At 57.3% G+C, this 12,485-nt stretch carries 15 protein-coding genes and 1 pseudogene; 10 read left to right on the plus strand and 6 right to left on the minus strand.

Features of this window, described 5'->3' with window-relative positions:
- Window positions 1-56 precede the first annotated feature (56 nt).
- Complete coding sequence (locus JIF53_RS17335; protein ID WP_022993365.1) at window positions 57-1,169, plus strand: S-(hydroxymethyl)glutathione dehydrogenase/class III alcohol dehydrogenase; 1,113 nt, start codon at window positions 57-59, stop codon at window positions 1,167-1,169.
- A gap of 68 nt (window positions 1,170-1,237) precedes the next feature.
- Window positions 1,238-1,399, plus strand: coding sequence for a hypothetical protein (locus tag JIF53_RS19685; RefSeq protein ID WP_022993364.1), 162 nt, complete (start codon window positions 1,238-1,240; stop codon window positions 1,397-1,399).
- An 82-nt stretch (window positions 1,400-1,481) separates the two neighbouring features.
- On the opposite strand, the gene JIF53_RS17345 is transcribed toward JIF53_RS19685, so the two are convergent.
- On the minus strand, window positions 1,482-2,165 hold the full coding sequence (locus JIF53_RS17345) for a type 1 glutamine amidotransferase domain-containing protein (RefSeq protein WP_022993363.1): 684 nt from the start codon (window positions 2,163-2,165) through the stop codon (window positions 1,482-1,484).
- 181 nt (window positions 2,166-2,346) lie between these two features.
- Here JIF53_RS17345 and JIF53_RS17350 point away from each other — a divergent pair, with 181 nt between their 5' ends.
- Both JIF53_RS17350 and JIF53_RS17355 read left to right on the plus strand, forming a co-directional pair.
- Complete coding sequence (locus JIF53_RS17350) at window positions 2,347-3,117, plus strand: substrate-binding periplasmic protein (RefSeq protein ID WP_199453632.1); 771 nt, start codon at window positions 2,347-2,349, stop codon at window positions 3,115-3,117.
- 100 nt (window positions 3,118-3,217) lie between these two features.
- Window positions 3,218-3,901, plus strand: a complete 684-nt coding sequence (locus JIF53_RS17355) for a cytochrome b/b6 domain-containing protein (protein WP_023007751.1) — start codon at window positions 3,218-3,220, stop codon at window positions 3,899-3,901.
- A 10-nt stretch (window positions 3,902-3,911) separates the two neighbouring features.
- Here the strand turns inward: JIF53_RS17355 and JIF53_RS17360 are convergent.
- Window positions 3,912-4,374: pseudogene (locus tag JIF53_RS17360) on the minus strand (c-type cytochrome).
- Between the two features lie 134 nt (window positions 4,375-4,508).
- On the opposite strand from JIF53_RS17360, the gene JIF53_RS17365 reads away from it, so the two are divergent.
- Together JIF53_RS17365 and JIF53_RS17370 are read left to right on the plus strand one after the other, a co-directional pair.
- Window positions 4,509-4,934, plus strand: a complete 426-nt coding sequence (locus JIF53_RS17365) for a hotdog fold thioesterase (RefSeq protein ID WP_014420257.1) — start codon at window positions 4,509-4,511, stop codon at window positions 4,932-4,934.
- A gap of 283 nt (window positions 4,935-5,217) precedes the next feature.
- Window positions 5,218-5,946, plus strand: coding sequence for a substrate-binding periplasmic protein (locus JIF53_RS17370; protein WP_228285609.1), 729 nt, complete (start codon window positions 5,218-5,220; stop codon window positions 5,944-5,946).
- A 16-nt stretch (window positions 5,947-5,962) separates the two neighbouring features.
- Here the strand turns inward: JIF53_RS17370 and JIF53_RS17375 are convergent, their stop codons facing one another.
- Window positions 5,963-6,919, minus strand: coding sequence for a GGDEF domain-containing protein (locus JIF53_RS17375; RefSeq protein WP_199453634.1), 957 nt, complete (start codon window positions 6,917-6,919; stop codon window positions 5,963-5,965).
- Window positions 6,920-7,058: 139 nt separating this feature from the next.
- On the opposite strand from JIF53_RS17375, the gene JIF53_RS17380 reads away from it, so the two are divergent.
- Window positions 7,059-7,529, plus strand: coding sequence for a YchJ family protein (locus JIF53_RS17380; RefSeq protein ID WP_228285610.1), 471 nt, complete (start codon window positions 7,059-7,061; stop codon window positions 7,527-7,529).
- A gap of 5 nt (window positions 7,530-7,534) precedes the next feature.
- Here JIF53_RS17380 and JIF53_RS17385 read toward each other — a convergent pair whose 3' ends face one another.
- The gene (locus tag JIF53_RS17385; RefSeq protein WP_014420261.1) at window positions 7,535-7,915 is read right to left on the minus strand and encodes a rhodanese-like domain-containing protein; all 381 of its coding nucleotides are present in this window, start codon (window positions 7,913-7,915) and stop codon (window positions 7,535-7,537) included.
- A gap of 144 nt (window positions 7,916-8,059) precedes the next feature.
- On the opposite strand from JIF53_RS17385, the gene rarD reads away from it, so the two are divergent.
- Complete coding sequence (rarD, locus tag JIF53_RS17390) at window positions 8,060-8,956, plus strand: EamA family transporter RarD (protein WP_199453636.1); 897 nt, start codon at window positions 8,060-8,062, stop codon at window positions 8,954-8,956.
- Window positions 8,953-9,210, plus strand: a complete 258-nt coding sequence (locus tag JIF53_RS17395) for a DUF3565 domain-containing protein (protein WP_121208183.1) — start codon at window positions 8,953-8,955, stop codon at window positions 9,208-9,210. The genes rarD and JIF53_RS17395 overlap by 4 nt, the downstream gene beginning before the upstream one ends.
- On the opposite strand, the gene JIF53_RS17400 is transcribed toward JIF53_RS17395, so the two are convergent.
- Window positions 9,189-10,070 carry a LysR family transcriptional regulator gene (locus tag JIF53_RS17400; RefSeq protein WP_022993354.1) on the minus strand — a complete coding sequence of 294 codons (882 nt, stop codon included), beginning with the start codon at window positions 10,068-10,070 and terminating at the stop codon, window positions 9,189-9,191. The genes JIF53_RS17395 and JIF53_RS17400 overlap by 22 nt on opposite strands.
- Window positions 10,071-10,162: 92 nt before the next feature.
- Here JIF53_RS17400 and JIF53_RS17405 point away from each other — a divergent pair, with 92 nt between their 5' ends.
- Window positions 10,163-10,996 carry a cation diffusion facilitator family transporter gene (locus tag JIF53_RS17405; RefSeq protein ID WP_228285611.1) on the plus strand — a complete coding sequence of 278 codons (834 nt, stop codon included), beginning with the start codon at window positions 10,163-10,165 and terminating at the stop codon, window positions 10,994-10,996.
- Here the strand turns inward: JIF53_RS17405 and JIF53_RS17410 are convergent.
- Window positions 10,919-12,256 (minus strand): CHAD domain-containing protein, encoded by a 1,338-nt coding sequence (locus JIF53_RS17410; RefSeq protein WP_023008750.1) that lies wholly within the window; start codon window positions 12,254-12,256, stop codon window positions 10,919-10,921. The two genes, JIF53_RS17405 and JIF53_RS17410, sit on opposite strands and share 78 nt — an antisense overlap.
- Window positions 12,257-12,485 lie beyond the last annotated feature (229 nt).

The raw sequence follows: 12,485 nt of genomic DNA on the forward strand, positions 1-12,485 counted from the left end.
GTGAACTGTATCAATGTCGGCGCTGGCCGACCGAACCGGACAACAGGAGACTGAACGTGATCAAATCCCGCGCAGCTGTGGCGTTTGAGGCCAACAAACCGCTGGAAATTGTGGAAGTGGATGTGGCGCCGCCCAAAGAAGGCGAAGTACTGGTGAAGATCGTGGCCACAGGCGTGTGCCATACCGATGCCTACACTCTGTCCGGCGCCGACCCCGAAGGCCTGTTTCCGACCATTCTCGGCCACGAGGGCGGCGGCATTGTTGAAGCTGTAGGGCCGGGTGTGACCGGCCTGGAAGTGGGTGACCACGTGATCCCGCTGTACACCGCCGAATGCGGTAAATGCAAGTTCTGCACCTCCGGCAAGACCAACCTGTGTGGCGCGGTGCGCGAAACCCAGGGCAAGGGTGTGATGCCAGACGGCACCTCCCGGTTCTCCTACAAGGGCCAGCCGCTGTATCACTACATGGGCTGTTCCACGTTTTCAGAGTACACCGTACTGCCGGAAATCTCCCTGGCCAAAATCCCTAAGGAAGCCCCGCTCGACAAGGTGTGCCTGCTGGGCTGTGGTGTAACCACCGGGATTGGCGCGGTGCTTAACACTGCCAAGGTTGAAGAAGGCGCCACGGTCGCCATCTTTGGCCTGGGCGGCATCGGCCTGGCAGCCATCATCGGCGCGACTATGGCCAAGGCCGGGCGCATCATTGCGATTGATATCAACCCTGGCAAGTTCGACATCGCCAAGCAGTTGGGCGCCACCGATGTGGTCAACCCCAACGACTACGACAAGCCGCTCCAGGAAGTCATCATCGAGATGACCGATGGTGGCGCCGACTATACCTTCGAGTGTGTGGGCAGCGTGAAGCTGATGCGTGCGGCGCTGGAAGCCTGTCACAAGGGATGGGGTGAAAGCACCATCATCGGTGTGGCCGGTGCCGGTGAAGAAATCAGTGCCCGCCCGTTCCAGTTGGTGACCGGCCGGGTCTGGCGCGGTTCCGCCTTCGGTGGCGTGAAAGGCCGCACCGAGCTGCCGTCTTACGTGGAAAAAGCCGAGAAAGGTGAGATCCCGCTGGATGTGTTCATCACCCACGAGATGAAGCTGGAAGACATCAACAAGGCGTTTGACCTGATGCACGAGGGTAAGAGCATCCGGACTGTGATTCACTTCTGACCACTGCTGACCAGAAGTGAACTCCGGGTCACTTCTGGTCAGACCCTTTCGATGAGGGTAGCAATACCTTGGCCGACGCCTACACACATGGTGCAAAGGGCATAGCGGCCACCGGTGCGCTGAACGTCAGTACCAACGCCGCACGGGTGGATATCAATACCCTGATGAACATCTACCTGTCACGCCTTCAGAACGTTGCGGAGAAGATTCGCCAGGCCGCTCGCGCCTGAAAGCGCAGAGGTGGGCCTGGAAACCAGAATTGCATGGATGAGCTCTGCTGTGACCTTGAGGGAAACAGACAGAATGTGACGGTCAGCCTTCCTGCAGCGCCTGCAGCACAGCCTTGGCAGCGCCTTCGGAAGACGCCGGGTTCTGGCCGGTAATCAGCTTGCCGTCCACCACAATGTGCGGTGCCCAGTCATCGCCCCGGCTGTAACGGGCGTTGTTCTGCTTGAGCATGTCTTCCAGCAGGAAGGGCACAATATTGGTGAGCTGCACAGCGTCTTCTTCGGTATTGCTGAAACCGGTGACTTCACGGCCGCCCACGATGTTCTGGTCCGGTTTTATGAACACATTCTTGAACACGGCAGGAGCATGGCATACGGCGCCGATCACCTTGTCCTGCTCGTAAGCGGTTTTGATCAGGGCTATCGACTTGTCGTCCTCGGCCAGATCCCACAGCGGGCCATGGCCACCGGGGTAGAAGATGGCGTCGTACTGATTCATGTCCACGTCGGCCAGTTTTCTGGTGCTGGCCAGCATTTCCCGGGCATGGGTGTCTTCACTGAACCGCCGGGTGGACTCGGTCAGTGCATCTTCAGCCTCGCTGTTCGGGTCAACCGGTGGCTGGCCGCCTTTAGGGGATGCGAGGGTGATGTCGGCGCCTGCGTCTTTGAATACGTAGAACGGCGCAGTGAATTCTTCCAGCCAGAAACCGGTTTTATGGCCGGTGTCGCCCATCTGGTCGTGGGAGGTTAGTACCATCAGAATCTTCATACCAGTCGACCCTCCTGTCGGGAGTCCGGGTGTATTTCGTTCGTCTCACTACATCAAATTGTGATGATCGCTCGGTTTTCAACCGTCAGTACGTTGGCACTGGCATATTGGATGCTCATTAACGGCTATACTGCGAGGGTAGTTATCGCACATGTAACGTCATGGACCAGGACGGATTTATATGAGGTGGATTGCCTTGAAAGGCGTGCTTGCCGGCATTCTGATGCTGCTTTGGGCGCCTGGTGTTCTTTCACAACAGGGCACTGAAACAGTAGAGCCACTGACGGTGACCGTTGGCGTTGACCACTCGCCGCCCTACCGTATTCTCGAGCCGTCGCAAAAATCCGGTCTTTATCTTGAGCTATTCGAGGAAATTGCCGACCGGCTAGGCTGGCGTGTGCAGTACCGGGAGGCGCCATTCCGGCGCATCCTGCTGCTGATGCGCAGGGGTGAGGTGGATGTCATGCTGGGGCCGCTGCGTACCGAAGAACGGGAAGAATTCATGACCTTCGTGGCTCCGGCTTTTCCGCCGGAGCGGCGCTTGTTTTTCTACCTGAACGAGAGTAACCGTATTGAGCGATACAGTGACCTGCCGGGAAAAGTCATCGGTATTCTGGAGGGCGCCCGCTACTTTACCCGGTTTGACAATGATCCGGCTCTGAATAAAGAGCCTGCGGCCCACTACGAAAACCTGATGATGATGCTTCAAAGAGGGCGGGTTGATGTCGTGGTGGCCCCCGAGCTGGTTGGTTTGTATACGCTGAGAGCCCAGGGTATAGAAGCGAACATTTCACCGTTCTTCGTGCCGGGTGACCGCTCCTGGATTGCGGTTTCGAACCAGTCTCCTGCCCGCCGGTATGCAGAAGATATAAGGGCAGCCCTGAAATTGATTGAACGCGAGGGGATTCGGGAAGACCTTGTGCTGAAGTACCAGGAACAAAAAGCCTATTGATCGATTTCCATGGTTTATACCGATGCTCCCCTGCTAAAAGGAACTTAGGGTGCTTACCTTTGTCTGTGATCGTTTGACAGGTTTTGGCAAAGGAACTGGTATGAAGACGATTCGATTGTGGGATCTCCCCACCCGGCTGTTCCACTGGTTGCTGGTAATTGCTGTGGTTGGGGCAGTGGTGACGGTCAAACTGGGCGCTGGCTGGATGGCCTGGCATGAGCGTTTTGGACTGGCGGTTGTTGGCTTGCTGGCGTTCCGGGTGGTCTGGGGGCTGGTGGGCTCCACTTACGCGCGCTTCAGTCAGTTTATATCGGGGCCAGGGGCGATGATCCGTTATCTTAGGGGCCAGTGGCAGGGCGCAGGCCACAATCCCCTTGGTGCCTGGTCGGTGCTGTTGTTACTGGGACTGTTCGGTTTTCAGGCTGTTACCGGTTTATTTTCCAATGATGAAATTGCCTTTAACGGCCCACTCTACCGGCTGGTGTCGTCGGGCTGGAGCGATACCCTGAGCAGCTGGCACCGTCTCATGGAATGGGGGCTGTACGCCGTGGTTGCCCTTCATGTCCTGGCGGTGCTGTTTTACACCCACGTGCGTAAGGATAATCTGGTAAAGCCGATGGTGACTGGCCGAAAGCAGGTTCAGAGCTCAGAGCTGAAAGACGCCAGCGGCGGTGGCTGGCTGGCAATGATCATTGCACTGGCGATTGCCGTTGCTGTGGTCTGGGCGGCGAGTGGCGGACTGATTCCGCCACCGCCGCCACCGCCCCAGAATCTGGGTTGGTAAGCCCCTTGGCCTACTTGGCGCGGGAGTTGTCGTGGCAAGCCTTGCAGGTTTCACCGACTTTGGCGAACTGGCGTGCAATCGCGGCTTGGTCGCCGGCTGCAGCCAGTTCCTGCAGTGCGTTGGCTTCACGGACGAAGCTGACCGCAATTTCCTGAACCTTCATCGGCTCCTCAAAGAAGCTGGGCTTGAGGCGGGTGTTCTCGGCCCGGTCATTGGCGCTGTCACGGCTGTAAAGCACGCTCATGCCGGAGTTGGCCACGGCTGCAATGGCTTTGGCGGCTGCGGCAACCTGGTTCTGGTCAAACGCTGCGGAGCCATCCACGGTCTGGGGCCTTGATTTTGCCCATGTTCCAGGACGCAAACTGGTAGGCGGCCTGGCGGGTTTCGATCTGGTCTTCCACGCTCATCTGGGCCACGGTCGGGGTTGAGATCGCGGCCGCAAGCACCGCAACGGAAACAAAACGTTTATTCATTCCAGGTCCCTCTCTTGGTGTGATTGGTGATAATGCAAAAATGCTCTATAAAGGCGTGGTTATAAGCATGCTACCTGTATAGACTCATTCCTGACAGCTATAAGAAACGAAAGTTCAATCTGAGGAGTTGCACGATGTCGATCTGGACGGTTACCCCTAATCTTGAGCAAATGACAGAGGCCAGCAAAAACACCGCGGTCAGTCATATGGGCATTGAATACCTCGAAATCGGTGACGATTATGTGAAAGGCCGGATGCCGGTGGATGAGCGCACGGTTCAGCCATTCGGGATCCTGCATGGTGGTTCCTCCGTCGTGTTGGCGGAAACGCTGGGCAGCATGGCTGCCAACTGTTGCCTGAAAGATAAAAATACGGTCGCGGTGGGGCTGGATATTAATGCCAATCATATTCGGCCTGTTACCGGGGGATGGGTCTATGGCACGGCGAAGGCCATACACATCGGCAGTGCAACGCAAGTATGGGAAATCCGCCTGGAAAACGATCAAGGCAAGGTGACCTGCATTTCCAGGTTGACCATGGCGGTAACCCGCCGCTCGTAAGAAAACAGGGAGCGATGGCTCCCTGATTCCGACCTTGCGCGTCGATTTGCGAAATAAGCTCGCCATCCTTGATTAATATCAAAAGAAAATCGTTTGCCGGGACTGTCGCCCTGCTATACTTAAAATAGTTGAGGATGTTAACTAAATGCCATGAGGTTATTCCTCACGGGAAGGTTTCACTGTGCTGAAAATTCGTTGTAACAGGGTGTCTTCGAAAGCGCACAAGTTCTGGTATGCGTTGCTCTTTTTGCTATGCGCATCCTTTGGTCTGCGAGCTGCCCCTTTGTCTGAGTGTTCAACGCTGAGAGTGAGTGGTAATCCGGAGTATCCGCCTCTCCTATGGCCGAGCGTGGAGTCGCCGGATCTTTTAAATGGCGCGGTTCCTCATTTCCTGCGGGAGTTGGTGGAGCCCCTGGGTATCAAGGTCAATGTCCGCAATATTGGGTCCTGGGCGCGGGTACAGCGGTTGGCAGAGTTGGGGGAGATCGATCTGGTGGCCGGGGCCTTTATCACGGCAGAAAGATTGGGCTACCTGGATTATATTCTGCCGCCCATGATGCACCTCGATACCAATGTCTGGGTGCCGCGGCAAAGGATGTTTGAGTATCGGCACTGGCCGGACCTGGAGGGGAAACAAGGCAGCACCCTGATCGACAACAGTTTCGGTGAGCGGTTCGACAGCTTTGCCGCCGATCACCTGGATATCCTCGGCGTCCGCTCCATTCACCAGTCCTACCTGATGGCCGATATCGGTCGTATCGATTATGTACTGTACGAGTTGTTGCAGGGGCGGGCGAAGCTGGCCCGGTATGGCATGTCGAATGACTTTGTGGCGCTGGAGCCCCCTGTGAGCAGAGAAGGCCTGTTCTTCGCGTTTCCGAAACTTTCCCGCTGCAATAGCAAAGCCTTGCGAGAGGCTTTTGCAGCCAGGTTGCTGGAGTTGACGGAGCAGGGCAGGCTGGAAGAGTTGATTGAAGAGTATCTCATCCGGTATACCGAGGAGGGCCGTTAGCGAGGCCTTCCTGGGTTCAGGTGGCCAGTGTCACTCTGCTTCTTCCTTTGGCCTTGGACTGGTACATGGCCTCGTCTGCGCGACACATCAGATCTTCCAGTCTGCGGTCGCCGTTTCCCAGGCTACTGATTCCGATACTTGCCGACGGCGAGATTCTGCTTTTCTCGTAAGACACCACCAGATTACAAAGCAAGGCCAGCAAGCGGCTCGCCAACACGTGTGCCATCGTCATGTCGGTGTCCGGTAGCAGAATGGCGAATTCCTCTCCGCCCATTCTGGCCACAATATCGCAATCCCGAATCCGGGCTTTCAGTAGCCCGCTGACCTGCTTTAACACTTCATCGCCCGCCTGGTGACCGTAGGTATCGTTGATGATCTTGAAGTGATCCAGATCCATCATGACCAGAGTCAGTGGTGTCTGATGCCTGGCAGACTGGTTCAGCAGTTGCTCTCCGAACTCGAAGAACGCGCGTCGGTTATGCAGCCCGGTAAGTTCATCCTCCAGCGCTGCCGCCCTGGCTTTTTCGTGGGCTGCCCGCAGCTCCAGCTCCATCTGTTTACGTTCGGTAATATCAGTGGCAATCTCCAACCTCACCAGGCGGCCATCGGTCCAGCGGATCGCCTGGTCACGGCACTGGTACCATCGTTGGTCCAGTTGATTCTGGAACTCCCAGACATGGGGTTTGTTGGGCTCGCCCTGATCATTGATCAGCAGGTGATTGGTGCAGAAGCTGCATGGGCCGTCACCGTCCTGAAGCACCTGCCAGCATTTTCGGTTGCCAATGTCACCCCAGATCTGCCGGCCGTAAGCGTTCATGTACAGCAGATCGTGTGTTGTAAAATCGGAGACGTACACCAGGGCATCCAGATTATCGAGTACGGCCTGAAGACCGTCCGGGGGTGTTTCCTCGGTGGCTGGCGGTGTCTGATCCCGGTGAACGGGCAGATTCAGTGATGGAATGCCGGATTTCATGGGGTGTGCGCTGTCTGCTTTTTATTCAGTTTAATTTCCAGTATGGCTTTTGTCATACGACGCTGTCTGCAAAAGCGTGTAAGGTTTGCGGACATTACCTACGTTGGCCGGACAGCCGGGCCAACGAAATTCTGGCTTCATGAGGGTTTGGAAAGGGATGAAGGTGTCCGGGGAAAACTGCCCCTGCGGTAGCGGGAAAGCCTACCTGCTGTGTTGTCAGCCCTGCCATGCAGGCGCGCCTGCCACCACACCGGAGGCGTTGATGCGTTCCCGGTTCAGTGCCTTTGTGGTGAAGGATGCCGATTATCTGCTCGAGACCTGGCATCCGGAGACCCGGCCGGCGGAACTGGACCTTTCCGGCTCACCGGAATGGGTTTCGCTGCAGGTACTCTCCTCCAGTGCCGGTGTCGACACGGGCCGGGTTCACTTCCGGGCGGTCTATCGTGCCGGTTCTGATTGGGGCTATCTGGAGGAGCAGTCAGACTTCAGCAAAGAGAATGGCTGCTGGTTCTATCGTGAGGGCAAAACCAGCGAGGGAGTGCTGAAGCTCGGCCGAAACGACCGCTGCCCCTGTGGCAGTGGCCGCAAGTTCAAGGCCTGTTGCCTCTAAACGTTCTATTCGAACTTCGGCAGATCCGGCTGAGCGACCTCTTTACCCGCTTCCAGCCAGGCGTCAAAGCCGCCTTCAATGGATTGCACGTTCATATAGCCCATCTCTTTCAGCGCTTTGGCGCTGAGTGCTGCACGGCCTGATGTTTTGCAGTAGAGCACAATTTTCATCTGCCGGTTCTCCAGCGCGGGGTCGTTGGTGAACTTGAATTCGAGCATGCCCCGGGAAATATTCACGGCGCCCGGAATATGGCTGGAGCGGTATTCATCGGCGTCCCGCACATCCAGCAGCAAATCGGCATTTTTAATGGCCGCCTCGGCGTTGGCCAGCGGCACCTCCTGAATCTCTTTTTTGGCTTCGGCAACAAGGTCGTGGGCAGTCTTCATGGCAGTTCCCTTTGAGCGTGGGTGTGTCTTTTCAGGTTAAGGCATTTACCACGGGCGAGTCACCTATAGGTTGTCTGTGACTAAGGCATGAGCCTTTGGCTAGCGGGTTTGTGCTAGATTGACGGGCCTGACAATGAGGAAGCTATGAAACCGCTGAATGACACCACCAAAGGCGTGGTCTACGGGTTAGGTGCCTACACCCTGTGGGGAAGCTTTCCCCTGTATTTTGCCCTGTTCAAGGGGATCCCTTCCTGGGAGGTGCTGATTCATCGGGTGATCTGGTCCTGCCTGTTGCTGGCCGTGGTCATCTCGATACTCAAGCGCTGGCCGCCGGTGGTGGCGGCACTGCGACAGCCGCGCCGGCTGGGGTATGTGCTGGGTTGTGCCGTGTTTATTGCCTTGAACTGGGGTATCTATATTTATGCCGTGGAAACCCGCCATGTGTTACAGGCCAGTCTGGGCTATTTCCTGACGCCGTTGGTAAATGTGGCCATGGGGCTGCTGATCCTGGGTGAGCGTATTTCCCGGCTGCAGGCTGCGGCGGTGGGTCTGGCGGCGGTTGCGATTCTCTATCAGCTGTTGCTGCTGGGCGAGCTGCCGTGGATTACTCTGGTGCTGGCGTTCAGCTTCGGCACCTATGGCCTGATGCGCAAGAAAGTGGAACTTGATGGTCTTTCCGGTCTGTTTGTTGAAACGCTGTTATTGCTGCCGTTGGGCCTGCTGACCCTGGCCTGGCTGTCGTCGCAGGGGCTGTCACACTTTTCGGACAGCACCTACAGTGCATTGCTACTGGCCTCCAGTGGCGCCGTGACCGCCATCCCGCTGCTGGCCTTTGCCGGGGCTGCGCGCCGTTTGAAGCTGTCAACCGTGGGCTTTCTTATGTACATCAACCCCACAATCCAGTTCCTGATCGCGCTGTATATCTTCCATGAGCCGCTCAGCACGGCCAAACTGGTGAGCTTTGTGATGATCTGGGTGGCGTTGTCAATATACTCGTGGTCGGCCTGGGTGGGCCGATCGAACAGAGAGGCTTCGGCATGAAACAACCCATCAGCGGCTATCACAAAGACGGGGAAAGCCATTGGGTAGCGCAGCTGGCGTGTGGCCATAACCAGCACGTGCGCCATGATCCGCCCTGGGTAAACCGGCCCTGGGTTGTCACGGTGGAAGGCCGGCAATCCATGTTGGGGGTTAAGCTGGATTGCCGGAAATGTGATGACGATGCGCCTGCGGATGTCCGTCCGGAGAGTCCGGAAGGACCTCAGTCTCCCGATCAGGCCAGGGTTTCCAGATAGGCTTCCAGTTCGTTGGCGAGCCAGCCCACCACGGCGCCTCCTTGCGCCTGCTCTGACTCCAGCGCACTGAACACTTTCCACCAGCGGGCGCTGCGGTGGTGGATGGTTTTCAGCTGTTCCTTGCGCAATGCCTCAGCAATCAGGGGTAAGGGTAAATCCGCCCAGCCAGCGCCATCAATCACCGCATCCCGCATCAGTTCGTATTGGGTAAAGGCGAGGTAGTTGGCGGTTTCCGGGGATTCGGCCACCAGTTGGGCGTCGAGCATGTAGGCCAGGGTGATTTCCGTGTGGCTGACCAGGTCGTCCTGAGTGACCCGTTTCAGCTGACTCAGGGGGTGATCCGGCGCCGCCACGGTGAGCATGCGCACATCAGCCAGTTCCCGAAACCATTGATAACCTTCGTTCAGCAATTCCGGCATCAGGCCATAGGCCACATCCACGGACTGGTTGCGAACCAGCGGCGCCAGTTCCCGGGGCGAGGCAAGGTAAACCGACAGGCTGGTCTGGGGGAAGCGTTGTTTCAGCCGGCGCAGAATGTCCCGCCAGATATCTTCCGGAATGGCATCGTCCCGGGCAATGCGCAGGACCGATTCGGCACCACTCAGGTGGTGCTGGCAGCGAGCCCTGATCTGGCTGGCAACCTGGTCGAATCGCCGGCAGTCGGTCAGGATGGACTGGCCGATGGCCGTCAGGTGCAGTTGATTGCCGCTGCGTTCAAACAGCTCCACCCCCAGTTCATCCTCCAGGGACGCCAGCACGGTACTGACGGTGGTGCGGCTGCGGTTCAGCTCCCGGGCTGCCGCGGCCACGCTGCCGTTGCGCACAACCGAGAGGAAGGTCTTGATCTGTGACGTTTTCATGGTTTGCTCTTTGCGACGGATTTTCCGTCGCTCAGCGACTCACACCTGTTGAATGATGCCGCTAATATGGCAGCAATTCTCAGGAGGTCAAAATGTTTACTTCTCTGGCGCGGGAAAACCTGGCGCTGACATTATCAGCAGTGGGCGCGGGCCTGTTTGCGCTCGCCGGTATTACCTGGGGTCTTTGGGTCGATTCCCTGGTTATTCTCTTCGATGGTGCCTATTCCCTGATCAGCCTCGGGTTGTCGCTCCTGTCACTCTATGCCGCCCGTCTGGTGCGCCGGCCGGCCAATGACGATTACCCATTCGGGATGGGGGCCGTGGAGCCTTTGGTGATCGCCGTGAAAGGTCTGGTGATTGCGGTGGTGTGTATCTTGTCGCTGGTATCGGCGGTGGTGTCGCTGCTTCAGGGTGGTCGTGCCGTGGCGGCGGACATGGCAATGATCTTTGGTGCGGTGAACGTGGTGGGGTGCCTGGCGGTCTGGGCGTATCTACGGTGGTCAACTCTGCGCAATGGTTCGGGGCTGGTGCAGGCGGAACAGCGCCAGTGGCTGATGGACAGTGCCCTAAGCGCTGCCGTAATGATTGGTTTTGGCGCGGCCTGGCTGCTGGAACGCAGTCATTGGGCGGAGCTGGCCGTGTATGCCGACCCGGTAATGATGCTGGTGATTTCGGTCTACTTCATGACGGTGCCTGTGAAGATGGTTCTGGAATCAGTTCGGGAGCTGTTGCTGGCGGCGCCCAAAGAGGATGCGCTCGAAGACATCCATGAAACGCTGGAAGATCTGGGTCTGAATCCGGAACAGGTCCGGGTGGCCAAGCTCGGCCCGAACCTTCTTCTTGAGGCCTCAGACGTTCAGCCCTCCCATAGCCAGTATTTGCCTGCGGGTATTGGCTTTCTCTTGCTCAAGTTTGCCAGTCAGTGACACCCCGTCGCACTCCGGATGGTCGGCGAGGAATCGCCGGGTCAGCTCGATCTGGACATGCAGATCCTGGAAACGGCCGTACAGATCCTGTCGCTGGCGTAGCTCTTTCCGGAATGGCTTGCTGTACCGGGCATCCAGTTCCAGAAGATAGCGGATACGCTTGAGGTTCTTGCGCAGCTGGTGCAGGGCTTCATCCGGAGCGGTGTGCAGCAGTTCTGCGGTTTTTCGGTTGAACTGCTTCAGGCGCCGGTTTGTCGCGGCCTGGATGTCTTTTTTCCGCAGGTTTGCAGCCAGCTTATGAAAAGATTTGGACTCAATGTAGTCTTGCCAGCGCGACAGGCTTTGCTGGTAGCGTTTCTGGCCAAGGCGTTTGGCCAGTTTGCGCTGTGCTTTAGATGCCCTGAGCCGCGCCCAGTCGGTCAGCGTGGTGCAGAGTTGTGGGTTGTCGTGGCACAGCTCGGGGATATCCTGAAGAAATACGTGCAGATCCCGCAGGGCGCTGGTGGCCCGGGCATGTCGCTTCAGTTCTCGGATATGCTCCTGTAGTTGGCGATCGCCGGTAATCTCGGCCAGGGGTTCGGCAATGGCCCGGCTGCGGCGAAGGGCAATGCGGTACTGGTGCAGAAATTCGTCATCCAGCCCCAGAATGACCCCCGGGGTCAGCAGTTCCAACTGATTGGTCAGCTGCTGCAAAACCTCCGGGAGTGTGTTCTGGTCCAGTTCAGTGGCGCCGGGACTGGCTTTTCGGTTCTTGCGCCGGAATTCGTTGTAACTGAAATCACGAGGCGTCAGGAAGGTTTCCAGTGCACCCTTGTTTTTGTCCACTTTCTTCCAGTGCCTTACCGGCAGCCGGATCTCAAGGATACTGGCGGTTGGCAATTCGAACGGAGCCTGAGGCGCCAGAAAGGCGGCCAGTTCGAGTAATGCCGGGTTGTGGCCAATAAGGGTAATGCGGTTCTGGTTGTTATCCAGATTCTGCAGCCAGCGTAATAGACGCCGGAAGTCGAAGGTGTAAAGCTCGTTTTCGGTGACGACTTGGGCCGGCTGGGCGTCGACGCTGAGTGCGCCTGCCAGCGTTTGCTGGGCTCGCACAGCGGGACTTGCATAAACGGCGCCAGACAGCGCGCCCAGGCATCTCAGTGCCCGCGCGAGCGGCGCAAGCTGGCTTTGGCCTCTGTCATTCAGCGGGCGTTCCTGATCGCAGAGGTTGTCGTCGTTCCAGCTCGATTTGGCGTGGCGGATAAGAAAAAGCCGTTTCATGCATGCTTGCTCATGAGCTGAATATTCAGACCTTAGTCTGACACAGCCTCAAGTCGTTTACATGACGGCCGATAAGTATTTAGACGTATGACCCTGATATGACGGGCTTGTTTACACAAAAACCTGTTCCGGACCTGCGTTTGGTATACAGCTTTTAACAAACTGCAACGGAGTGCGGGCTGCGTTTGTGCATAATCAAAGGATTACAAGAGATGACCCCGGAGCGAAG

The sequence above is a fragment of the Marinobacter sp. bablab_jr008 genome (assembly GCF_016464145.1).
GTDB lineage: Bacteria > Pseudomonadota > Gammaproteobacteria > Pseudomonadales > Oleiphilaceae > Marinobacter > Marinobacter nauticus.

Coding starts and splice junctions, on each gene's coding strand:
- JIF53_RS17345 (WP_022993363.1), bottom strand. CDS start 2,165: ATGAAGATTCTGATGGTACTAACCTCCCACGACCAGATGGGCGACACC.
- JIF53_RS17350 (WP_199453632.1), top strand. CDS start 2,347: ATGAGGTGGATTGCCTTGAAAGGCGTGCTTGCCGGCATTCTGATGCTG.
- JIF53_RS17355 (WP_023007751.1), top strand. CDS start 3,218: ATGAAGACGATTCGATTGTGGGATCTCCCCACCCGGCTGTTCCACTGG.
- JIF53_RS17365 (WP_014420257.1), top strand. CDS start 4,509: ATGTCGATCTGGACGGTTACCCCTAATCTTGAGCAAATGACAGAGGCC.
- JIF53_RS17375 (WP_199453634.1), bottom strand. CDS start 6,919: ATGAAATCCGGCATTCCATCACTGAATCTGCCCGTTCACCGGGATCAG.
- JIF53_RS17380 (WP_228285610.1), top strand. CDS start 7,059: ATGAGGGTTTGGAAAGGGATGAAGGTGTCCGGGGAAAACTGCCCCTGC.
- JIF53_RS17385 (WP_014420261.1), bottom strand. CDS start 7,915: ATGAAGACTGCCCACGACCTTGTTGCCGAAGCCAAAAAAGAGATTCAG.
- rarD (WP_199453636.1), top strand. CDS start 8,060: ATGAAACCGCTGAATGACACCACCAAAGGCGTGGTCTACGGGTTAGGT.
- JIF53_RS17395 (WP_121208183.1), top strand. CDS start 8,953: ATGAAACAACCCATCAGCGGCTATCACAAAGACGGGGAAAGCCATTGG.
- JIF53_RS17400 (WP_022993354.1), bottom strand. CDS start 10,070: ATGAAAACGTCACAGATCAAGACCTTCCTCTCGGTTGTGCGCAACGGC.
- JIF53_RS17405 (WP_228285611.1), top strand. CDS start 10,163: ATGTTTACTTCTCTGGCGCGGGAAAACCTGGCGCTGACATTATCAGCA.
- JIF53_RS17410 (WP_023008750.1), bottom strand. CDS start 12,256: ATGAAACGGCTTTTTCTTATCCGCCACGCCAAATCGAGCTGGAACGAC.